Genomic DNA, 20,672 nt, shown 5'->3' on the forward strand with positions numbered 1-20,672 from the left:
GCATCGGGTCATGAGCGCACAGCCGACGGGGGCCGCGCACGCTGCCCGGCCCGACCGACGCGAGCGGGCGGCCTGACCCGTGGGCGACTGGTACCAGCGTCAGATCGTCGAACCGGGCAAGCAGCCGCTGCTCTGCCTGCTGCTGGGCTTCCTCGGCGCGTTCCTGTTCATCCGGATCAGCGTGCGGCTGATCCGGGCGCAGGTCTCCTGGTGGCCGAAGAACGTCACACCGGGCGGGCTGCACATCCACCACGTGGTCTTCGGCGTGATCCTGATGATCATCGGTGGGCTGGGTCTCGCCTCACCGACCGGGAACAGGCCCCCGTGGGCCGAGATCGACGCGGCGCTGTTCGGCATCGGGACGGCGCTGGTGCTCGACGAGTTCGCGCTGATCCTGCACCTGAAGGACGTGTACTGGTCCGAGGAGGGCCGGCTTTCCGTGGACGCGGTGGTGGTCGGGGCCGCGGCCTGCGGGCTGCTGTTGCTGGGGGCGTCACCCTTCGGCGTCGACGACGCCTCGGACAGCGGTACGAAGGCCTCCGCCTGGTCGTACGCGGCGGTGGTCGCGGTGAACGCGGGCTTCGCGCTGGTGGCGCTGGCCAAGGGGAAGGTGTTCACCGGGCTGTTGGGGATCCTCGTACCGTTCTTCGCGCTGGTCGGGGCGGTACGGCTGGCACGGCCGGGGTCGCCGTGGGCGCGGGCGCGGTATCCCGCCGGGGGGCGCAAGGAGCGGCGGGCGCGGGTGCGGGAGGAGAAGGAGGGGTGGCGTCGGCGGGTGCGGCTGCGGGTGTACGACGCGGTTGCGGGGAGGCCGTCCGAGCCGTAGCCCTGGCCGGGCCGTTGCCGTTGCCCTCGCCGGGCCGTTGCCCTTGCCCTTGCCCTTGCCCTTGCCCTTGCCCTTGCCCGGCTTGGCCAGGGCCGGGGGTGGCCGAAGGGGCGCCGGGGCCTTTGCTGCCCCGGCGCCCCTTCGGCTGGATCGTCGCTGCTTGCCAGGATCACTCCGTTCGGGGTGGGCCGCCACTCGAACGGGTGCGGCGCCGTTGCCGGGGGCGCCGCCCCCGGACCCCCGCGCCTCAAACGCCGGCGGGGCTGGAAGAGGCGCGGCGGGACTGGAAGGGGCGCGGCCGGGCTGAGGGGTGGCGGCGGGAGTTCAGGGGGGGGCGGTCAGGTGTGGGTGACGCGGAGTTCCTTGATGCCGTTGAGCCAGGCCGCGCGCAGGCGGCGTGGGGGTGCGTCCGTGAGGTGGAGGTTCGGGAGGGCGTCGGCCAGGGCGTTGAAGATCAGGTCGATCTCCATCACCGCCAGCGACTTGCCGAGGCAGAAGTGCGGGCCGCCGCCGCCGAAGCCCAGGTGGGGGTTGGGGTCGCGGGTGATGTCGAAGACGTCCGGGTGCGTGAAGACCTCGGGGTCGTGGTTGGCGGAGGAGTAGAACATCCCCACCCGGTCGCCCGCCTTGATCTTCGCGCCGCCCAGTTCGGTGTCCTGGGTGGCGGTGCGCTGGAAGGACACCACCGGGGTGGCCCAGCGGACGATCTCCTCGGCGGCGGTCGTCGGCCGGGTCGCCTTGTAGAGCTCCCACTGCTCGGGGTGGGTCAGGAAGGCGTGCATGCCGTGGCTGATCGCGTTGCGCGTGGTCTCGTTGCCCGCGACCGCCAGCAGCAGCACGAAGAAGCCGAACTCGTCCGAGCCGAGGTTGCCCTGGCCCTCGGCCGCCACCAGTTGGGTGACGATGTCCTTGGCCGGGCACTCCTTGCGCTGGGCGGAGAGGTTCATCGCGTAGCCGATGAGCTCCATCGCCGCGTTGGACCCGACCTCCTCGGTGATCGCGTACTCCGGGTCGTCGTAGGCGATCATCTTGTTCGACCAGTCGAAGATCTTCGCGCGGTCCTTCTGCGGTACGCCGATCAGTTCGGCGATCGCCTGCAGCGGGAGCTCGCACGCCACCTGCGTGACGAAGTCGAAGCTGCCGTCGGCCGCCGTGGCCGCCGCCTCCTCGACGATCTTCCGGGCGCGGTCCCGCAGGGCCTCCTCCAGGCCGCGGATGGCCCGCGGCGTGAAGCCGCGCTGGACGATCTGGCGTACGCGCGTGTGTTCCGGCGGATCCATGTTCAGCATGATCAGGCGCTGGGCATCTATCGCATCACGCTGGATGTGCTCGTTGAACCGGATGATCGCGGTGTTCGTCGTCGAGGAGAACAGTTCCGGGTGCGTGGAGACGTACTTGACGTCCGCGTGCCGGGTCACGGCCCAGTAGCCCTCGTCGTCGAAACCGGTGACGCCCCGCCGCTGCGGGCACCACCACACGGGTGCGGTCTGCCGCAGCTGCGCGAACTCCGGGAAGGGGACGCGGCTTTGGAGCAGGTCGGGGTCGGTGGCGTCGAAGCCTTCGGGCAGTGCGGGGCAGGACATCGGGCAACTCCAAAGTCTGACGGACCATCAGAAGTTGGCTTGAAGGTAGTAACGAGTTCTAGAAGTGACAAGGGTCCTGGCGTCAACTGTTGCGTGTGGAATCCGTGCAGGCCGCGTGCAAGACCCTTGCGTGCCGGGGCCTCAGGTCATAAGACTGCGGGGAGAACTAGAACGCGTACTAGTTCGGGGCGGGGCGCCGGGACGGCCCGCCGTGCTGACGCAGTGCAGGAGAGGACGAGCTCATGGCCGCGGAACCCGTCATTGTCGAAGCCGTACGCACCCCCATCGGTAAGCGCGGGGGCGCTCTCGCCAACCTCCATCCCGCCTACCTGCTCGGTGAGACCTACCGCGAACTGCTGGCGCGTACCGGAATCCAGCCGGACTGCGTCGAGCAGATCGTCGGCGGCACCGTCACGCACGCCGGCGAGCAGTCGATGAACCCCGCCCGCAACGCCTGGCTTGCCATGGGGCTCCCGTACGAGACCGCGGCGACGACCGTGGACTGTCAGTGCGGCAGTTCGCAGCAGGCCAACCACATGGTCGCCAACATGATCTCCGGCGGGGTCATGGACATCGGCATCGCATGCGGCGTCGAGGCCATGAGCCGCGTGCCGCTCGGCTCCGGATCCAAGCACGGCCCGGGCAAGCCCTTCCCGGACGAGTGGAACGTCGACCTGCCCAACCAGTTCGAGGCCGCCGAGCGGATCGCCCGCCACCGGGGTCTGTCCCGCGAGGACGTCGACCGGCTCGGGCTCCTCTCCCAGGAGCGGGCCGCCGCCGCGTGGGCCGAGGAGCGGTTCAAGCGCGAGACGTTCGCCGTGCAGGTGCCGACGACCGAGGAGGAGCAGGCCGCCGGGCAGGGCATGTGGCGTCTGGTCGACCGGGACGAGGGGCTGCGGGACACGAGCATGGAGGCGCTGGCCCGGCTCAAGCCGGTCATGCCCACCGCCGTGCACACCGCAGGGAACTCCTCGCAGATATCCGACGGCGCCGCCGCCGTGATGTGGGCCTCGCGCAAGATGGCACGCGCCCTCAAACTCAAGCCGCGCGCCCGGATCGTCGCCCAGACCCTCGTCGGCGCCGATCCCCACTACCACCTGGACGGGCCGATCGACGCGACGCGTGCCGTGCTCGGGAAGGCCGGGATGTCGCTGCGGGACATCGACCTCGTCGAGATCAACGAGGCCTTCGCCTCCGTGGTCCTGTCCTGGGCGCAGGTCTTCGACCAGGACCTGGAGAAGGTCAACGTCAATGGCGGGGGCATCGCGCTCGGCCACCCCGTCGGCGCCACCGGCGCCCGGCTGATCACCACCGCGCTGCACGAGCTGGAGCGCCGTGACAAGGAGTTCGCGCTGATCACCATGTGTGCGGGAGGCGCGCTGGCGACCGGCACGATCATCCAGCGCCTGTGAGGCGCCGCTGAGCCCCGTGGGATGGGATGCAGAAGGCCCCGGAGGCCGGACCTGGGGAGGCCGGCCACCGGGGCCTTCGTATGTCTGTCTGCTGCCTGCTGTCGGTTGCGGCCGTCAGCTGTCGGCTGTCCGCGGACGGCTTAGTACCAGTGGTTGGCGGACCAGAAGTTCCAGGCGCCGACCGGGCTGCCGTAGCGGTCGTTCATGTAGTCCAGGCCCCACTTGATCTGGGTGGCCGGGTTGGTCTTCCAGTCGGCACCCGCGGAGGCCATCTTCGACGCCGGCAGGGCCTGGGCCAGGCCGTACGCGCCGGAGGAAGCGTTGGTCGCGGTGTAGTCCCAGCCGCTCTCGTGCGAGATGATCTTGTCGAAGGCGGCGAACTGGGCCGGGTCCTTGATCATCTGCTGTGCGATCGCCTTGGCGCTCGCCGGGGCCGCCTGGGCGGGGACCGTGGCAAGCATGGAACCGGCGACACCGAGGGCGACGACGGTGCCCGCGAGGGCCTTCTTGGAGGTGGCGATGCGGCGGATGATGGCGTTGGACACGGATGGACCTTTCGACGGGGACAAGGATGGTCGCGGCATGCCGAAGGCATGCGTGAGCCACTCACGCGGTGGAGAGGGGTTCGTCGGCGGCGGGTGAAGTACCCCTGCCGCCTTGCGACTCATCCAGTTCTACAGACGCCCCGTCGCCCTGGCAAAGGTCCCTCTTACTAGCGGCCCTCGCAGCGAGCGGCCCACGGACCCCCCGTGGGGGTGGGTTCCGGGGCTCCCGGGCCTACTAGCAGCCCTCGTATGTGACGTGGGCCCTATGGGACGGGTCACCGGGGGAGGCCCCGAATGTCACCCTCCGCTGCCGTTCGTACCCCTTTCGGGAGCGGGTTCGCGTTCGATTCCGGCTCCCGGACCGAAGGAGACGGGCGCGTCGAAGGCGGCTTTGCGGGTAGCCCGGCGCAGCGCCTTCAGCAGGGTCGCCCCGAGCGTGAGCGTCAGGACGACCGTCAGCGCCGCCCGGCCCAGGTCCCAGCCCACCGAGGTCGCCAGGCAGTACGCGGCGAACCGCGCCAGGTTCGCGCCCAGCGGCTCCCCGGGGTGGAAGGAGATGCCCTGCCCCATGCCCTGCAGCAGCACCCAGCCCTGCAGGTTCATGACCGTGCCGTACGCGAACGAGCCCACGAAGCCGTACGCGGCCAGCATCAGCAGCTCCGCCCGGCCCCGGATCCGCTCCGCGCCCGGCAGCAGCCCGGCCCCGAGCGCGAACCAGCCCATCGCCAGCATCTGGAACGGCATCCACGGCCCGACCCCGCCCGTCAGCAGGGCGGAGGCGAACATCGTCACCGAGCCCAGGACGAAACCGAACCCGGGACCGAGGACGCGCGCGCTGAGCACCATCAGGAAGAACATGGGCTCCAGGCCGGCCGTACCCGCACCCAGCGGTCTCAGCGCCGCCCCGACGGCCGCGAGGACGCCGAGCATCGCCACCGCCTTGGCGTCCATGCCGTCGTCGGCGATGGTCGCGACGACGACCGCCACCAGGAGCGGGAGGAGCGCGGCGAAGAGCCAGGGGGCGTCCTGGGAGTGGGCCAGGCCCGACTGGCGGTCCGCGAGGAGCGGCCAGCCGAAAGCCGCGACGCCGATGAGCGTGACGAGGACCAGGGCGACGGCGGCGCGGGGGCCGATGCGGACGGGCCTCTTCACCGGACCTCTCGCCGGGCTTGCCGGGCTCGCGGGGCTCGTCGGGCTCGCGGGGCTCACCGGGCCTCCGCCGCGTCGAGCGCCTCGGCGACCTGGCGCACGGTGAGCCAGGGCTCCGGGGCCAGGACCTTCGCCACCTGTGGGGCGAAGGCCGGCGAGGAGACGACGACCTCGGCCGTCGGACCGTCCGCGACGACCTCCCCGCCGGCCAGGATCACCACACGGTGGGCCAGCTCGGCGGCGAGCTCCACGTCATGGGTGGCCAGGACGATCGCGTGGTCGTCGGCGGCCAGGCCGCGCAGGATCTCGATCAGCCGGACCTTGGCGGCGTAGTCCAGGCCGCGGGTGGGCTCGTCGAGCAGCAGCAGGGCGGGGCGCCCGGTCAGGACCAGCGCCAGGGCGAGTGCGAGGCGCTGGCCCTCGGAGAGGTCGCGCGGGTGGGTGTGGTCGGGGACGCCCGGGAGCAGTGCGGACACGAGGTCGCGGCAGGTGCCGGGGGGTGCGGCGGCGTCGGAGTCGGCGGCGGCGCACTCGGCGGAGACCGTGTCGGCGTACAGCAGGTCGCGGGGCTCCTGCGGGACGAGGCCGACACGGCGCACCATCTCCGGCGGCGGCGTGCGGTGGGGGGTGCGGCCGCCGACGGTCACCTCGCCGGTGGTGGGGGTGACCGTACCGACGAGGGTCGAGAGCAGGGTGGACTTGCCGGCGCCGTTGCGGCCCATGAGGGCGATGGTTTCGCCGGGGGCCACGGTGAGGCTGACGCCGTGCAGGGCCTGTACGCGGCCGCGGCGGACGGAGAGGTCACGGACCTCGGCCGGGCCCGAGCCGGGGGCCTGCGCGGTGGCGGGGCCCGGCCCGCCGCGGCGGAACAGCCGCGCGAGGAGCCCGGGGGCTCCGGCACCGGGCGCTCCGGCAACGGGGGCTCCACTCCCGGACCCACGCGCCTCAAGCGCCGGCGGGGCCGGGAACTTCGGCCTTGCCGACGTCCGCGGCCCGGTTCCGGGCAGAGCCCGGGGAGCGGCGGGGGCGGCCAGGCGGGCCAGGAGCGGAGCGGCCCGGCGGCGGGCGTCGCGGACCGACAGGGGGAGCGGGGACCAGCCCGCGAGGCGGCCCAGGGAGACCACCGGCGGATGGACCGGGGAGACGGCCATGATCTCCGCCGGGGTGCCGATGACCGGGGCCGCGCCCGGCGACGGCAGCAGCAGGACCCGGTCGGCGTACTGGACGACCCGCTCCAACCGGTGCTCCGCCATGAGCACGGTCGTGCCCAGGTCGTGGACCAGCCGCTGGAGGACCGCGAGGACCTCCTCGGCCGCCGCCGGGTCCAGCGCGGACGTCGGCTCGTCCAGCACCAGCACCTTCGGGTGCGTGGTCAGCACCGAGCCGATCGCCACCCGCTGCTGCTGGCCGCCGGACAGCGTCGCGATCGGCCGGTCGCGGAGCTCGTTCAGCCCCAGCAGGTCCAGGGCCTCCTCCACCCGGCGGCGCATCACCGCTGGTGGCAGGCCCAGAGACTCCATGCCGTAGGCGAGCTCGTCCTCGACCACATCCGTCACGAAGTGCGCGAGCGGGTCCTGGCCCACCGTGCCCACCACGTCCGCGAGCTCCCGCGGCCGGTGCGTACGCGTGTCACGGCCCGCGACCGTGACACGGCCGCGCAGGGTGCCGCCCGTGAAGTGCGGGACCAGCCCGCTCACGGTCCCCAGCAGGGTGGACTTCCCGACCCCGGACGGGCCGACCAGCAGCGTCAGCTCGCCCTCCGGGATCTCCAGGTCCACGCCCTGCAGCGAGGGGGCGGAGGCGCCGTCGTAGGTGACCGACACCTGCTCGAAGCGGATCACTGCGACGCCTCCTTGGGCGGTACGGGTGCCACGAAGGCGGGCAGCAGGCCGATCAGCACCGCGGCCGCCGGCCACAGCGGAAGCGTGGGCGCCACCAGCGGGACCACACCCGGATGCAGACCGGCCGGAGCGACACTTCCGGCGTGGATGAGCAGGCCGGCGACGGCCGCCCCGGAACCGGCGACCAGCCAGGCGCGCACACCCCACCGGTCGGGCCGGTAGCGGGTGCGCACCGACCGGCGCCCGCCGAGGCGCAGGCCCGCGACGGCCAGGGCCGCGCCGACGCCGAGCACGGGGAGTCCGTACGCGGCGCCCTGCGCGGCGAGCAGCCCGTACGTGCCGGCGCACATCCCGAGGAGGCCGCCGACGGTGAGGGCATTGGTGGTGTGCCGGACGGCGGGCGGGACCTCGGCGGTACGGCCGTAGCCGCGCGCGTCCATCGACGCGGCGATGGCGACGGAGCGTTCCAGAGCGCCCTCCAGGACCGGCAGGCCGATCTGGAGGACGGCCTTCACCCCGCCGGTGGGGCGGCCGCGCAGCCGGCGGGCGGTCCGCAGGCGGACGACGTCGGCGACCATGTTCGGCGCGAAGGTCATCGCGACGACGACGGCGACCCCGGCCTCGTACAGGGCGGCCGGGAGGGACTTCAGCAGCCGCGCCGGATTGGCGAGGGCGTTCGCGGCGCCGACGCACACCAGGAGCGCGGCCAGCTTCAGCCCGTCGTAGAAGGCGAAGACGAGCTGCTCGGCGGTGACGCGGCCGCCGAAGCGGATGCCCTGGGCCCAGGCCGGCAGTGGGATCTCGGGGAGGGTGAAGAGGGTGTGCGAGCCGGGGACGGCGGAGCCGAGGAGCATGGAGAAGAGCAGGCGCAGGCCGATGACGAACAGGCCGAGCTTGAGGAAGGCACCGTAGGAACGGGCCCAGGGCGCGTCGGTGCGGCGCGCCGCGACCACGTACCCGGCGACGCCGACGATCAGCCCGAGCAGGAGCGGGTTGGTGGTGCGGGAGGCGGCGGTGGCGAGCCCGAGGGCCCACAGCCACCAGGCCCCGGCGTGCAGGGCGGTGGCACGGGTCGCCTGCGGGGGCCGCCATTTCTCGTACGTCGACCGGCCCGGGCCGTCCGGCGCCCCGGCCGGGCTCCGCCGGGCCGGGGGCACGCCGTCGGCTGCGGGCCCGGTGGGGGCCGAGCGCCGCGCGGGCCGGGCCGTTCCGGGACCGGCCGCCGCGGGGGCGGCTTCGCCGACCGCGCCGTCGGCGGAGGCGGGATCCGGCTCGGGGCGGGGAGTCATCGGGTGCGGCGGCGGGACTGCCAGACGCCGGCCGCGGCCAGGGCGGCCACCGCGGCGATGCCCGCCAGCAGGCCCGCGGACGGACCCCCGCCGGAATCCGCCTCCGAGGACCGCGCCGGGGCCGGGGCCGCGGCGGAGGCCGGGGACTCGGCCGCGGTGTCCGCGACCTGGTCGCCGCACCCCTGCTTCGGGTAGCCGGAGATCGCGCACAGCAGCGCCGCGCTGTTGTAGCGCAGCGGCTTGGCCACCGAGGCCAGGGCCTCGGCGGCCGTCGCCTCGGGGGCCACCTGCGCACAGGCCGTGCGCGGGGCGGCATCGGGCGGGGCGTCGCCCGCCGGGGCGTCCGCCGGGACGCCGAAGTCGATCACGAGCGCCACCCGCTTCCTGCTCGCCGTCGGGGCGGTCGCCCCGCAGACGGTCTCGAAGTCGGCCGCCGCGCGCGGCTGCGCCGCCTGCGCCGCCGCGTCCTTGCTCACCGAGAAGCGGAAGCCCTGGACGGCGCCGTCCGCGGGGCGGGCCATCGAGGGGCCCAGGGTGGCGTACGACCACTGACCGCCACCCGAGCCGTCCCAGAACGACCAGTAGCGGTAGCCGGCCGCCAGCGCCGGAGCGGCCGCCGACAGGGCCGCGCCGATCCCGATCCCGAGAGCGAGCGCGAGCGTGAGGGCCACGGCGGGCAGGCGGCGGCGCATCAGGACTGGTTCTTCTTCCGGCGGCCGCTCAGCAGGATGCCGATGCCGATACCGGCCGCCGCACCCGCGCCGACGACCCACCAGACGTTCTGGTTGGTGGAGGACTTCTCCTTCTCACCCTCCACCTCAGTCGCCTCGGTGTCCGCGCCCTGCGGGGCCGGGCCGGTCGCGTTCAGGGCGGCGACGAGATCGGTGCCGCCGAAGGACTTCGGGTCGGTCCCGGTCGCGTGCGCGGCGAGGACGAGCGTGCCCAGAGCGGCCGGGCTGCCCTTCGACCACTCGGCGGAGTTGGCCTCCAGCCACTTCAGCGCGCCCGCCGCCGACTCCTTGTGTCCCGCGGCGGCCAGGGCCAGTACCGCGTCGGCGGTGTTGCCGGTGTCCGGGGTGGGCTGGTCCGCGCCCGGGGTGACGGCCATGAGGTGGCCGTCCTTCTTCAGGGCCTCGGCCAGGTAGCCGGCCGCGCCCTGGGCGGCGGCCACCGGGTCGGCGGCGTTCACGGCCGGGCAGGCCAGCGGGGCGGCGGGGGTGTTCTCGGCGGACGGGACCACGGCCGCGCCCTTGCCGAGGCCGGCCAGGGCCGCGGCGGCCGTGGCGTCGCCGTTGGCGACGAGCTTGCCGTCGACCGGCTGGTAAGCGAAGGCGCCGCGGTCGGCGGCCGGCTCGGCGGTGCAGCCCAGCTGGAAGGGGAGCAGGCCCTCGTAGGCCGACTTGCCCGCCTTCGACCTGACCTCGGCGGGCTTCTCGCCCGCCACGGACAGGGCGCTGATCACCACGGCGGTGGAGTTGGCGTCGCTGGGGGAGCCGGGCACGAAGCTCCAGCCGCCGTCCTCGTTCTGGACGGACTTCAGCCAGTCGACGCTCTTCTTGACCTCCGCGTCGTGGCCGCCGAGGGCCTGCAGGGCCTGCACGGCGGCCGCGGTGGCGTTCGTGTCGTACATCGTGTTCGCGTCGCAGGCCACGCCGGCGTTCGGGCGGAAGGAGGCGAAGCCGCCGTTCTGGCACTGCTGGCCGACCAGCCAGACCATGGCCTTGAGGGAGGGCTTGACGCCGACCGTGTGCTGGGCGAGCAGCGCGAAGGACTGCCGCCACACGCCGTCGTAGGTGGGGTCGTTCTTGCCGTAGAGGCCTTCGGGGATGACCGGCGGCGCGGAGGGGGAGGCGGGCGGCGCGGTGTCGGCGAGGGCTGCGGGGGCGGCGCCCACGCAGAGCACGGCGGAGGCGGCGAGCGCGGCTGCGCTGCGGCGGACGTTCATAGGGGGGCGGTGCCTCTCGTACGGGGGAACCGGCAGCAGGCACGCACAGGCACCGGGCTCCGGCTCCGTTTACCTCGACGGTGCCGGCCGCCGGGGCTCCGGCGACACGAGCCGCGCACCACCGGTACGGGGCATTCCGGCTCCCCGCCCGGGCGGTGCCGGGTGTGGGTCACGGTTGCGGGTCAGCGCCGGAATTGCACCGGCTTCCCCCCGTACAGAGGTGTGGACGACAGGCTCACTCTACCGGCCCGTAACCGGCGGGCCCCGGGGTGCCGGGGGCGTGCGCCCCTTACAGGGCCCGGTACGCGACCGGGTCCGTGCCCGGCACCGCCTCGGCCCGGCCCTGCTTCACCAGCCGCCTCACATGGGCCTCCGCCTCGGAGACCGCGATGTTGCGGGAGCCGTACGGGATCTGCTCCCAGGGCCGGTTCCACTGCATCCGCTCGGCCAGCCCCCACGGGGTCAGCGGCTCCGCGAGCAGCGTCCGCAGGCCGCTGAGCCGTTCCTCGTGGTGGTCGAGGAGTTCCCGTACGCGGGCGGGTGCGTCGGTGAAGGCGTGCTGGTGGGCCGGGAGCACCTCGGCCGGTCCGAGGCGGCCGATGCGTTCGAGGGAGTCGAGGTAGTCGCCGAGGGGGTCGGTGACGCGGGTGTCCTCCGGGGCCTCGTACAGGCCGATGTGGGGGGAGATCCCGGGCAGCAGGTGGTCCCCGGAGAAGAGCCGGCCGTTGCCGGGGAGGTGCGCCGGATGGTCCTCCTCCAGGTGCAGGCAGACGTGGCCCGGGGTGTGGCCGGGGGTCCAGATCGCGCGCAGCCGGCGCCCGGCGAGGGGGAGCAGCTCGGCGGGCACGATCTCCCGGTCGGGGACGGCGGCGCGCAGCCCGGGCAGGGTCCGCATGCGGCCGCTCGCGCGGGCGGCGCGCAGCGGGGCGATGTGCTCCTCGGGGGCTCCGGCGGCGGCGAGTTTGGCGCTCATGTAGTCGAACCAGACGCCTGGCTCGGAGGCGCGGGTCCGTACGACGACCTCGGTGTCGGCGGCGTGCATGGCGATCCAGGCACCGGAGGCCTCGCGGACCTGGCCGGAGAGGCCGTGGTGGTCGGGGTGGTGGTGGGTGATGACCACGCCGTGGATGTCGGTGACGGCGGTGCCGAGTGCGGCGAGGCCGGCGACGAGGGTGTCCCAGGACTCGGGGTCGTCCCAGCCGGTGTCGACGAGGACCGGGCCGCGGTCGGTGTCGAGGACGTGGACCAGGGTGTGCCCGAGGGGGTTGTCGGGGATGGGGACCTTGATCCCCCACACACCGCCGCCGTGATCGGTGACGTGTGGAGTGTCCTCCGTGATCTGTGGCGTGTCCTCCGTCATGCGCCCGCCCTCCCCTGTTGCCGCCCTCGGACGAGAACGTGTTCCAGTAGTAGCCCAAGTCGACCACTTTCCGGGCTCCCTGACTAGTCGTTCGATCTTCCGCGTGGCTGCGACGGAGGTTCCGTCCTGGCCGTGGACTCCTCTAACTAGAACTGGTATCAGTTCTGGAACGCCAAGCCGCAGGGCAAGCCGCAGGAGGCAGCAGCCATGACCGAGCTCGTGGAACACGGAAAGCTGTTCATCGGCGGGGAGTGGACGGATCCGCTGGGCACCGACACGATCCGGATCGTCTCCCCCCACACCGAGCAGGTCATCGGATCCGTCCCGCACGCCTCCGAGGCGGACGTCGACCGCGCCGTCGCCGTCGCGCGCAGGGCGTTCGACGAGGGCCCCTGGCCGCGGATGACCCTCGACGAGCGGATCGCCGTCGTCTCCCGGATCAAGGACGCGATCGCCGTCCGGCACGAGGAGATCGCCCGCTCGATCAGCTCCCAGAACGGATCCCCGTACTCCTGGAGCATCCTCGCCCAGGCGCTCGGCCCGATGATGGTCTACGACGCCGCGATCACGGTCGCCCGCGCCTACCCGTACGAGGAGTACCGGCAGGGCGTGCTCGGGCCGATCCTGGTGCGCCGGGAGCCCGTGGGCGTGGTCGCCGCCGTCATCCCGTGGAACGTCCCCCAGTTCGTGGCGGCGGCCAAGCTCGCGCCGGCGCTGCTGACGGGGTCGACGGTGATCCTGAAGCCCTCGCCCGAGGCGCCGCTCGACTCCTACATCCTCGCCGACATCGCACGCGAGGCCGGACTCCCCGAGGGCGTGCTCTCGATCCTGCCCGCCGACCGCGAGGTCAGCGAGTACCTCGTCGGACATCCCGGCATCGACAAGGTGGCCTTCACCGGTTCGGTCGCGGCCGGCAAGCGCGTGATGGAGGTCGCCGCGCGCAACCTCACCCGCGTCACCCTCGAACTCGGCGGCAAGTCGGCGGCCGTGGTCCTGCCGGACGCCGACGTGGCGACCGCGGTCGCCGGGATCGTCCCCGCGGCCTGGATGAACAACGGACAGGCGTGCGTGGCCCAGACCCGCATCCTCGCCCCCCGGAGCCGGTACGAGGAGGTCGCCGAGGCCCTCGCGGCCGCCGCCGGCGAGCTGGTCGTCGGCGACCCGCTCGACCCGGCCACCCAGCTCGGCCCGCTCGTCGCCGAGAGGCAGCAGCGGCGCTCGCTGGACTACATCCGGATCGGGCAGGAGGAGGGCGCGAAGGTCCTGGCGGGCGGTGGCCGCCCGGCGGGCCTGGAGCGGGGCTGGTACGTGGAGCCCACCCTCTTCGGCGACGTCGACAACTCCATGCGGATCGCGCGCGAGGAGATCTTCGGCCCCGTCGTCTGCCTGATCCCCTACGGCGACGAGGCCGAGGCGGTACGGGTGGCCAACGACTCGGACTTCGGCCTCAGCGGCAGCGTCTGGACCGCCGACGTCGAGCACGGCATCGACTTCGCCCGCCGGATCCGCACCGGCACCTTCAACGTGAACACCTTCAGCCTCGACATGCTGGGGCCGTTCGGCGGCTACAAGAACAGCGGCCTGGGGCGGGAGTTCGGCCCGGAAGGCCTGAGCGAGTACCTGGAGCACAAGATGATCCACCTGCCCGCGGGCCACGAGGCGGGTGCCTGATGGGTGACCGCTGGCAGGTCGAGGTGGACCGAGGGGTCTGCATCGGCTCGGGCATGTGCGTGAACCACGCCCCGGACGGCTTCGTCCTGGACTCGGCACGCCAGTCCCACCCCCGCACCGCCGAGGCGGACGCGAACGAGCCGACCCTCACGGCAGCGGAAGGCTGCCCGGTGGAAGCCATCCTCATCACCCTGGCGGCGACGGGAGAACCGGTCTTCCCACCGGAGGAGTAGGGGCGGGGCGGGGGCTTCGGTGGGGCCGACCCGCTCGATCGGGGTCGGTCGGCGGGGCGGGGGCTTCGGCGTGCGGGAGCCTCTCGGGCGGAGTCGAGAAGCCGGGCGGCGGCTGCGGAGGGGCTGTTCCGCTGGGGCGGTGGTCGGTGACGTGTATGGGGGTTTCCCGTCAGTCTCATCGTCTCTCCGTGTCGGGCCGGTCCCTCAAGGGCGCTCCTTCGTCGCGTCGCTTCGCGATGGCCTTCGGCCACCCTTGACCGACCGTCCCGCCCCGGAAATCCGAAGACTGCCGAGAAGCCCCCAAAAGAACGAGCCGGTCCAGGCTTTGAAGGACGGGGCGGCCAGAGACCCCCTGCCCGGACGGGGGCGGGCACACTCCCGAGACGGGGCCCATGACAGACCCCGGCCCGGGTCGGGGGAGGCGCGCCACATCGCTACGCGCTCCTCATCTCTCGGCGTCCGACGACCGTCTTGGGCTGGGCATAGGCCGCCCACGACCTCGATCCGACACTCGACCTGCGTCCGACGACCGTCCGGGGCCTGGGCACAAGCCGCCCACCAGACCGGTCCGCTGCCCGACTCGTGTCCGACGACCGGCCGGCGCTGGGCATTGAGCCGCCTCAAATCGCTATGCGCTTCTCCGAGACTGCGACCGGCGGCCGGTTGGGGGCTGATGAGAGTCTCTGAGGGGGACTGGCGGCTGACACCTCCACTATTCCGTCGTGGAATCGGGTCAGCGCCAACATGACACCAGAAATCAACCCCCATACGGGGGCAATTAGGGCAAACCGACGACCCTTTGGGTCGCCCATGTGCGCTGACCTGTATCCACGACGAAATAGCCGCAGTCCCACGCCTTTTCACCTCCGGACGGCAGTCAGACGCAGTCAAAAGGGACCCTCAACGCGCCCGGGCGGGCGCACCGGCCGTCGGCCGCCGGCAAAGAGGAGCATCCGAGAGTCCTCGGCGGCCTATGACTGCGCAGACGGTCGTCGGACGCCGTCAATGAGAAACCGACGGATGGTGGGCGGCCTATGACCCGCCACGGACGGCCGTCCGCCGCCGTGAACGAGAGGCAGACGGATAGCGCGCGGCGCAGACCCCGCCACGGACGGTTGTCCACCGCCGTGAGTGAGGAATGACTGGATGGTGGGCGGCTTGTGCCCAGGCCCCGGCCGGTCGTCGGACGCAGGTCGAGTGTCGGATCGAGGCTGTGGGCGGCCTATGTCCAGCCCAGGACGGTCGTCGGACGCTGAGAGGTGGGGAGCGCGTAGCGATTTGGGGCGCTTCCCCCGACGCGGGCGGCGGCTGTCATGGGCCCCGTCTGTCGGGTGTCCCTGCCCCCGTCCGGGCAGGGGGTCTCTGGCCGCCCCGTCCTTCAGAGCTTGGACCGGCTCGTTCTTTTGGGGGCTTCTCGGCAGTCTTCGGATTTCCGGGGCGGGACGGTCGGTCAAGGGTGGCCGCAAGGCCATCGCGTAGCGACGCGAGGAACGAGCGCCCTTGAGGGACCGGCCCGACACGGAGAGACGATGAGACTGACGGGAAACCCCCATGCACATCACTGACCACGGGGTGCGCGGCTCCCGCCCTCCGGAGCCCCCGCCCCGCGTTCCGGCTTCGCTCGCGTGGCCTTCGCCGTGCGAGCGGCGGCTTCAGGCCTTTTCCGGGGCCGTCAGGTCGATCAGGCGGCACACCGTTTCGATGTCGATCTTGACCTGGGCGATCGAGGCGCGGCCGGAAAGCCACGTGATCAGCGCCGAGTGCCAGGTGTGCTCGATGACCCGGACCGCCGAGAGCTGCTCGGCCGTGGGCGGCTGCTCCAGGCCCATCGCGTCCAGGATGATCGCCGTGGTCAGCCGGGACACCGTGTCCACCTCGGGGCTCACGCTCCGGTCCGCGAACGTCAGTGCCCTTACCATCGCGTCGGCGAGCTGCGGTTCGCGCTGGAGGGCGCGGAAGGCCCGCATCAGGGTCTCCGCGACCCGGGCCGCCGGGTCGTCCCCGGCGGGCGGGCGTTTGCGCAGCGTGGTGTGCATGTGCTGGAGCTGGTCCTGCATGGTGGCGACCAGCAGGTGCACCTTGGAGGGGAAGTAGCGGTAGAGCGTGCCCAGGGCCACGCCCGCCGCTTCCGCGACCTCGCGCATCTGGACGGCGTCGAAACCGCCCCGGCTGGCCAGCTGCGCGCTGGCGTGCAGGATCCGGCGGCGGCGTGCCTCCTGGCGTTCCGTCAGGGGAGGCGACGCCGGTGTCGTGACGGCCTTCACTTCCGCTGTCATGTGTCCCGTTCCGTGTCGTTGCGCGGGCTGAATCCGGGCTGGTCCGCGGCCAGCATCGCAGGCGCCGGAGCCGTGGCGCGAATCACCTGCTCCGCCTCTTACGGTGTGGTTTCCGGCCGGTAGATTCAATGGTCTTCGACGGATCAAGTCTGAAACTTGTTCTACATTATCCGAGCGGTTACGCTCCGGCGAAAGTTGCAGCGAGAAGGGGGCCGAGAGTGACCGCTGAGGCCATGGTGACGAGCCCTTTCGCGGGCACCGCCGCCGACGGCGACCGCCCGCTCCGTATCGCACTCCTCACCTATAAGGGGAACCCGTTCTGCGGCGGCCAGGGCGTGTACGTCCGCCACCTCTCGCGCGAGCTCGTCCAGCTGGGGCACTCCGTCGAAGTCATCGGCGCGCAGCCCTACCCGGTGCTCGACACGGGCGCCTCGCTCACCGAACTCCCGAGCCTGGACCTGTACCGCAGCCCGGACCCCTTCCGTACGCCGAAGCGCGACGAGTACCGGGACTGGATCGACGCCGTCGAGGTCGCCACCATGTGGACCGGCGGCTTCCCCGAGCCCCTGACCTTCTCGCTGCGCGCCCGCCGTCATCTGGCGGCGCGCGCCGGTGAGTTCGACGTCATCCACGACAACCAGACGCTCGGCTACGGCCTCCTCGGCGACCTCGGCGCCCCGCTGGTCACGACGATCCACCACCCGATCACCGTCGACCGCAAGCTGGACCTGGACGCCGCGCAGGGCCTGTTGAAGCGGGCCTCCGTGCGCCGCTGGTACGCCTTCACCCGCATGCAAGGCCGGGTGGCCCGCCGGCTGCCGTCCGTGCTCACCGTCTCCGGATCCTCCCGGCAGGAGATCGCCCAGCACCTCGGTGTCCGCGACGAGCGCATCCACGTCGTGCACATCGGCGCCGACACCGACCTCTGGTCGCCGGACCCGTCCGTCGCCGAGGTCCCGGGCCGCATCGTCACCACCTCCAGCGCCGACGTGCCGCTCAAGGGGCTCGTGTACCTCGTCGAGGCGCTCGCGAAGCTGCGTACCGAGCAGCCCGAGGCGCACCTCGTCGTCGTCGGCAAGCGCGCCGAGCAGGGTCCCGTGGCCCGCGCCATCGAGGCGTACGGCCTCCAGGACGCGGTCCGCTTCGTCAAGGGCATCACCGACGCCGAGCTCGTCGACCTCGTCCGCAGCGCCCAGATCGCCTGCGTGCCCTCCCTCTACGAAGGCTTCTCGCTCCCGGCGGCCGAAGCCATGGCCACCGGTACCCCGCTCGTCGCCACGACCGGCGGCGCGATCCCCGAGGTCGCCGGACCCGACGGCGAGACCTGCCTCGCGGTGCCCCCGGGCGACGCGGGCGCGCTGGCCGCCGCGCTGGGCCGGCTGCTGGGCGATCCGGAGCTGCGGGCCCGCCTCGGCGGCGCCGGGCGCGAACGGGTCCTGACCCGGTTCACCTGGGCCGCGGCCGCCAAGGGCACCGCCGCGCACTACCGCGCCGCCATCGAGCAGGCCGCCGCCGCGCGTACCGGCCGCTCGGCGCGGTGACCTTCCGCTTCCCCCGCTTCTTCCCCACCACCCCGAACCCCCGCGACCGCGAAGGCAGGACCCCGTGCTGACCGTCGATTTCTCCCGGTTCCCGCTCGCCGCAGGCGACCGCGTACTCGACCTGGGCTGCGGCGCAGGCCGGCACGCCTTCGAGTGCTACCGGAGAGGCGCCCAGGTGGTCGCCGTCGACCGCAACGGCGAGGAGATCCGCGAGGTCGCCAAGTGGTTCGCAGCGATGAAGGAGGCCGGTGAGGCCCCCGCCGGGGCCACCGCCACCGCCATGGAGGGCGACGCGCTCGCGCTGCCCTTCCCCGACGACTCCTTCGACGTCGTCATCATCTCCGAGGTGATGGAGCACATCCACGACGACAAGGGCGTGCTCGCCGAGATGGTCCGCGTGCTCAAGCCCGGCGGGCGCATCGCCATCACCGTGCCGCGCTACGGCCCCGAGAAGATCTGCTGGGCGCTCTCCGACGCCTACCACGAGGTCGAGGGCGGCCACATCCGCATCTACAAGGCGGACGAGCTGCTCGGCAAGATGAAGGCCGCGGGCCTCAAGCCGTACGGCACGCACCACGCGCACGGGCTGCACTCCCCGTACTGGTGGCTCAAGTGCGCCTTCGGCGTCGACAACGACAAGGCGCTGCCCGTCAAGGCGTACCACAAGCTCCTGGTCTGGGACATCATGAAGAAGCCGCTGGCCACGCGGCTCGCGGAGCAGGCCCTGAACCCGCTGATCGGCAAGAGCTTCGTGGCGTACGCGACCAAGCCCCACCTCCCCGTCAGCGCGGCAGCCCAGTGAGCTCGCCCGGGCGTACCGAACACCTGGTCCTGGACGGCGTACTGACGGCCGAGGAGGCCGCGCGGACGGTGGCGGGGATCCTCGCCGCGCAGCGCGCCGACGGGGCCATACCGTGGTTCCGCGGGCACCACCTGGACCCGTGGGACCACACCGAGGCCGCGATGGCACTGGACGCGGCCGGTGAGCACGAGGCGGCGGAGCGGGCGTACACGTGGCTGGCCCGGCACCAGAACCAGGACGGTTCCTGGTACGCGGCCTACGCCGACCGGCCGGACGGGGTGGACACCGCCGAGCCGCAGGACGCGAGCCGCGAGAGCAACTTCACCGCGTACATAGCCGTCGGCGTGTGGCACCACTACCTGTCCACGGGCGACGACACCTTCCTCGACCGCATGTGGCCGGCCGTCTACGCGGCCGTGGAGTGCGTCCTGACGCTCCAGCAGCCGGGCGGCGAGATCGGCTGGAAGCGGGAGGCGGACGGCACGGCCGTCACCGACGCCCTCCTCACCGGATCGTCCTCGATCCACCAGGCGCTGCGCTGCGCGCTGGCCATCGCCGAGCACCGCGAGGAGCCGCAGCCCGACTGGGAGCTCGCCGCGGGCGCGCTGCGGCACGCCATCCGGCGCCACCCGGAGCGGTTCCTCGACAAGAACCACTACTCGATGGACTGGTACTACCCGGTCCTGGGCGGGGCGCTGACCGGCTCGGAGGCCAAGGCGCGCATCGACGAGCGCTGGGACGAGTTCGTCGTCCCGGACCTGGGCGTGCGCTGCGTACTGCCCAACCCGTGGGTGACGGGCGGTGAGTCCTGCGAGCTGGCGCTCGCGCTGTGGGCGACGGGGGAGTCCGACCGGGCGCTGGAGATCCTGCGGTCGATCACCCACCTGCGCGCGGACAACGGCATGTACTGGACGGGGTACGTGTTCCAGGACCGGGCCGTCTGGCCGGTGGAGCAGACCACCTGGACGGCCGGGTCCCTGCTGCTCGCCGTCGCGGCGCTCGGCGGGGACGAGGCCACCACCCAGGTGTTCGGCGGGACCGAACTCCCGGCCGGGCTGGAGCCGGACTGCTGCCGCTGACCGGTCAGCGGCGGTAGAGCCAGCCGGCGACCGCGTGGCCGACGAGGAGATAGGCCACGGCGGCGATGCCGTAGCCGACGACGACCTGGACCCATGCGCGGCCGAAGGTGAACAGGTCGTAGGACCAGGACGCCAGCCAGGACGCGACGTCGTGGACGAGGTCGACCAGGGCGTTGCCCTGGTTGGCCTCCAGCAGGTAGAGCAGGATCCAGAGTCCGATGACGAAGGCGAGCACGTCCGCCACCAGCGCGACGGCACGGCCTGCCTGACTGCTTCCCCGGGTGCGTACTCGTGTGTGAGTGCTCATACGGCGCGTGTTGCCGCCTCGGCGTGTCGTAAACCCGAACGGGCGCCCCCGGGTGGTGGAGGCGGGGGGAACGGGGTGAGGCTGCGGGAGACGCCTCATTCCCGGAGGAAACCGTGTCCGTACCCACGACCGTCCGATTCCGCCGCGCCGTCACGGCCGTGGTGCTGTCCACCGCGCTGATGGTCGGCGCCACCGCGTGCGGGAGTGGCGGCAGCGGCCCGCGCGAGGAGCTCTCCGCCGCGTCGATGGGGGAGCTGGCCGCCCTCGCGGCGGCGGAGCCCGTCGCCGCCGAGGCCGACGAACTGGCCGCCGCGACCCCGTCGCCCACCACGTCGGCGGAGAAGCAGAAGTTCGCGAAGACGCGCTTCGTCGCCAATGCGAGCCTCGCGGCCGGTGCGACGTACCAGTGGATCGTCAAGCCGTACCGCGCGGGCAAGTTCAAGAAGGGCGCCAAGGGCCGCACCTTCGCGCTGATCAAGGCGGGCCTCGCGGGCGCCTTCGCGTACAACCGGCTCAAGGCGGCGGCCCAGAACGCCAAGGGCGACCCGCTGCTGTCGAAGGCGGTGGCCCCGCTCACGGCGGGCATCGAGTCCCTCAAGGGCCTCGGCAGCAAGCTGCGCAAGGGTCAGGCGGGTGACGGCGACATCGACGCCTTCGACAGCGTCATCAACAGCGTGAAGGAAGCGGGCCAGAGTGCGGGTGCCACGGTGACGGACAAGGTCCCGAGCGCGTCGCAGCTGGGCGGCTAGCGATTCGAGCCCTTGCCCTTGCCCTGGCCGGGCGGTGCGGTGGGGTGCGGCCCGGTGGCCGCGC

18 protein-coding genes and 1 riboswitch are annotated in these 20,672 nt (G+C 72.7%); of the genes, 8 read left to right on the forward strand and 10 right to left on the reverse strand.

Annotation, left to right across the window (positions count from 1 at the left end):
- Nucleotides 1–79: 79 nt before the first annotated feature.
- A complete protein-coding gene (locus Sspor_RS28940; protein ID WP_202201723.1) occupies nucleotides 80–826 on the forward strand; it encodes a hypothetical protein in 747 nt (248 codons plus the stop codon).
- A gap of 338 nt (nucleotides 827–1,164) precedes the next feature.
- Here Sspor_RS28940 and Sspor_RS28945 read toward each other — a convergent pair whose 3' ends face one another.
- Nucleotides 1,165–2,409, reverse strand: coding sequence for a cytochrome P450 (locus Sspor_RS28945; protein WP_202201724.1), 1,245 nt, complete (start codon nucleotides 2,407–2,409; stop codon nucleotides 1,165–1,167).
- 242 nt (nucleotides 2,410–2,651) lie between these two features.
- Here Sspor_RS28945 and Sspor_RS28950 point away from each other — a divergent pair, with 242 nt between their 5' ends.
- Nucleotides 2,652–3,821, forward strand: a complete 1,170-nt coding sequence (locus Sspor_RS28950; protein WP_030390693.1) for a steroid 3-ketoacyl-CoA thiolase — start codon at nucleotides 2,652–2,654, stop codon at nucleotides 3,819–3,821.
- Between the two features lie 140 nt (nucleotides 3,822–3,961).
- On the opposite strand, the gene Sspor_RS28955 is transcribed toward Sspor_RS28950, so the two are convergent.
- The 7 genes from Sspor_RS28955 to Sspor_RS28985 form a co-directional block, all read right to left on the reverse strand.
- Nucleotides 3,962–4,366, reverse strand: a complete 405-nt coding sequence (locus Sspor_RS28955) for an aggregation-promoting factor C-terminal-like domain-containing protein (RefSeq protein ID WP_455569559.1) — start codon at nucleotides 4,364–4,366, stop codon at nucleotides 3,962–3,964.
- 297 nt (nucleotides 4,367–4,663) lie between these two features.
- On the reverse strand, nucleotides 4,664–5,518 hold the full coding sequence (locus Sspor_RS28960) for an ECF transporter S component (RefSeq protein ID WP_202201726.1): 855 nt from the start codon (nucleotides 5,516–5,518) through the stop codon (nucleotides 4,664–4,666).
- Nucleotides 5,519–5,571: 53 nt separating this feature from the next.
- The gene (locus Sspor_RS28965) at nucleotides 5,572–7,356 is read right to left on the reverse strand and encodes an ABC transporter ATP-binding protein (RefSeq protein ID WP_202201727.1); all 1,785 of its coding nucleotides are present in this window, start codon (nucleotides 7,354–7,356) and stop codon (nucleotides 5,572–5,574) included.
- Nucleotides 7,353–8,645: an energy-coupling factor transporter transmembrane component T gene (locus Sspor_RS28970; RefSeq protein ID WP_237404072.1), complete on the reverse strand. Its 1,293-nt coding sequence runs from the start codon at nucleotides 8,643–8,645 to the stop codon at nucleotides 7,353–7,355. The genes Sspor_RS28965 and Sspor_RS28970 overlap by 4 nt, the downstream gene beginning before the upstream one ends.
- Nucleotides 8,642–9,337, reverse strand: a complete 696-nt coding sequence (locus Sspor_RS28975; RefSeq protein ID WP_202201728.1) for an SCO2322 family protein — start codon at nucleotides 9,335–9,337, stop codon at nucleotides 8,642–8,644. Before Sspor_RS28975 ends, Sspor_RS28970 begins: the two co-directional genes overlap by 4 nt.
- A complete protein-coding gene (locus Sspor_RS28980; protein WP_202201729.1) occupies nucleotides 9,337–10,590 on the reverse strand; it encodes an SCO2321 family membrane protein in 1,254 nt (417 codons plus the stop codon). The genes Sspor_RS28975 and Sspor_RS28980 overlap by 1 nt, the downstream gene beginning before the upstream one ends.
- Nucleotides 10,591–10,728: 138 nt before the next feature.
- Nucleotides 10,729–10,798: riboswitch (cobalamin riboswitch) on the reverse strand.
- Nucleotides 10,799–10,879: 81 nt separating this feature from the next.
- Nucleotides 10,880–11,950 (reverse strand): Strvi_7410 family MBL fold metallo-hydrolase, encoded by a 1,071-nt coding sequence (locus tag Sspor_RS28985; protein WP_202201730.1) that lies wholly within the window; start codon nucleotides 11,948–11,950, stop codon nucleotides 10,880–10,882.
- A 207-nt stretch (nucleotides 11,951–12,157) separates the two neighbouring features.
- Between Sspor_RS28985 and Sspor_RS28990 the strand changes: the two genes are divergently transcribed.
- Both Sspor_RS28990 and Sspor_RS28995 read left to right on the forward strand, forming a co-directional pair.
- Nucleotides 12,158–13,621 carry an aldehyde dehydrogenase gene (locus Sspor_RS28990; RefSeq protein ID WP_202201731.1) on the forward strand — a complete coding sequence of 488 codons (1,464 nt, stop codon included), beginning with the start codon at nucleotides 12,158–12,160 and terminating at the stop codon, nucleotides 13,619–13,621.
- On the forward strand, nucleotides 13,621–13,854 hold the full coding sequence (locus Sspor_RS28995; protein WP_202201732.1) for a ferredoxin: 234 nt from the start codon (nucleotides 13,621–13,623) through the stop codon (nucleotides 13,852–13,854). The genes Sspor_RS28990 and Sspor_RS28995 overlap by 1 nt, the downstream gene beginning before the upstream one ends.
- Nucleotides 13,855–15,506: 1,652 nt before the next feature.
- On the opposite strand, the gene Sspor_RS29000 is transcribed toward Sspor_RS28995, so the two are convergent.
- Nucleotides 15,507–16,130, reverse strand: a complete 624-nt coding sequence (locus Sspor_RS29000) for a TetR family transcriptional regulator (RefSeq protein ID WP_202201733.1) — start codon at nucleotides 16,128–16,130, stop codon at nucleotides 15,507–15,509.
- Between the two features lie 218 nt (nucleotides 16,131–16,348).
- On the opposite strand from Sspor_RS29000, the gene Sspor_RS29005 reads away from it, so the two are divergent.
- From Sspor_RS29005 to Sspor_RS29015, 3 genes are all read left to right on the forward strand, one after another.
- On the forward strand, nucleotides 16,349–17,671 hold the full coding sequence (locus Sspor_RS29005) for a glycosyltransferase family 4 protein (protein ID WP_202201734.1): 1,323 nt from the start codon (nucleotides 16,349–16,351) through the stop codon (nucleotides 17,669–17,671).
- Between the two features lie 64 nt (nucleotides 17,672–17,735).
- Nucleotides 17,736–18,473 carry a class I SAM-dependent methyltransferase gene (locus tag Sspor_RS29010; RefSeq protein ID WP_202201735.1) on the forward strand — a complete coding sequence of 246 codons (738 nt, stop codon included), beginning with the start codon at nucleotides 17,736–17,738 and terminating at the stop codon, nucleotides 18,471–18,473.
- Nucleotides 18,470–19,552: a prenyltransferase/squalene oxidase repeat-containing protein gene (locus Sspor_RS29015; RefSeq protein ID WP_202201736.1), complete on the forward strand. Its 1,083-nt coding sequence runs from the start codon at nucleotides 18,470–18,472 to the stop codon at nucleotides 19,550–19,552. Before Sspor_RS29010 ends, Sspor_RS29015 begins: the two co-directional genes overlap by 4 nt.
- A gap of 4 nt (nucleotides 19,553–19,556) precedes the next feature.
- Here the strand turns inward: Sspor_RS29015 and Sspor_RS29020 are convergent, their stop codons facing one another.
- The gene (locus Sspor_RS29020) at nucleotides 19,557–19,859 is read right to left on the reverse strand and encodes a hypothetical protein (protein ID WP_202201737.1); all 303 of its coding nucleotides are present in this window, start codon (nucleotides 19,857–19,859) and stop codon (nucleotides 19,557–19,559) included.
- Between the two features lie 179 nt (nucleotides 19,860–20,038).
- Here Sspor_RS29020 and Sspor_RS29025 point away from each other — a divergent pair, with 179 nt between their 5' ends.
- On the forward strand, nucleotides 20,039–20,608 hold the full coding sequence (locus Sspor_RS29025; RefSeq protein ID WP_202203930.1) for a hypothetical protein: 570 nt from the start codon (nucleotides 20,039–20,041) through the stop codon (nucleotides 20,606–20,608).
- Nucleotides 20,609–20,672 lie beyond the last annotated feature (64 nt).

It is taken from the genome of Streptomyces spororaveus (assembly GCF_016755875.1).
Taxonomy (GTDB): Bacteria; Actinomycetota; Actinomycetes; order Streptomycetales; family Streptomycetaceae; genus Streptomyces; species Streptomyces spororaveus.

Bases quoted from the DNA above. Each gene is read 5' to 3' on its own strand.
- Sspor_RS28950 (WP_030390693.1), top strand. From the start codon at position 2,652: ATGGCCGCGGAACCCGTCATTGTCGAAGCCGTACGCACCCCCATCGGT.
- Sspor_RS28985 (WP_202201730.1), bottom strand. From the start codon at position 11,950: ATGACGGAGGACACGCCACAGATCACGGAGGACACTCCACACGTCACC.
- Sspor_RS28970 (WP_237404072.1), bottom strand. From the start codon at position 8,645: ATGACTCCCCGCCCCGAGCCGGATCCCGCCTCCGCCGACGGCGCGGTC.
- Sspor_RS29025 (WP_202203930.1), top strand. From the start codon at position 20,039: ATGGTCGGCGCCACCGCGTGCGGGAGTGGCGGCAGCGGCCCGCGCGAG.
- Sspor_RS28945 (WP_202201724.1), bottom strand. From the start codon at position 2,409: ATGTCCTGCCCCGCACTGCCCGAAGGCTTCGACGCCACCGACCCCGAC.
- Sspor_RS28990 (WP_202201731.1), top strand. From the start codon at position 12,158: ATGACCGAGCTCGTGGAACACGGAAAGCTGTTCATCGGCGGGGAGTGG.
- Sspor_RS29020 (WP_202201737.1), bottom strand. From the start codon at position 19,859: ATGAGCACTCACACACGAGTACGCACCCGGGGAAGCAGTCAGGCAGGC.
- Sspor_RS28995 (WP_202201732.1), top strand. From the start codon at position 13,621: ATGGGTGACCGCTGGCAGGTCGAGGTGGACCGAGGGGTCTGCATCGGC.
- Sspor_RS29000 (WP_202201733.1), bottom strand. From the start codon at position 16,130: ATGACAGCGGAAGTGAAGGCCGTCACGACACCGGCGTCGCCTCCCCTG.
- Sspor_RS28980 (WP_202201729.1), bottom strand. From the start codon at position 10,590: ATGAACGTCCGCCGCAGCGCAGCCGCGCTCGCCGCCTCCGCCGTGCTC.
- Sspor_RS28975 (WP_202201728.1), bottom strand. From the start codon at position 9,337: ATGCGCCGCCGCCTGCCCGCCGTGGCCCTCACGCTCGCGCTCGCTCTC.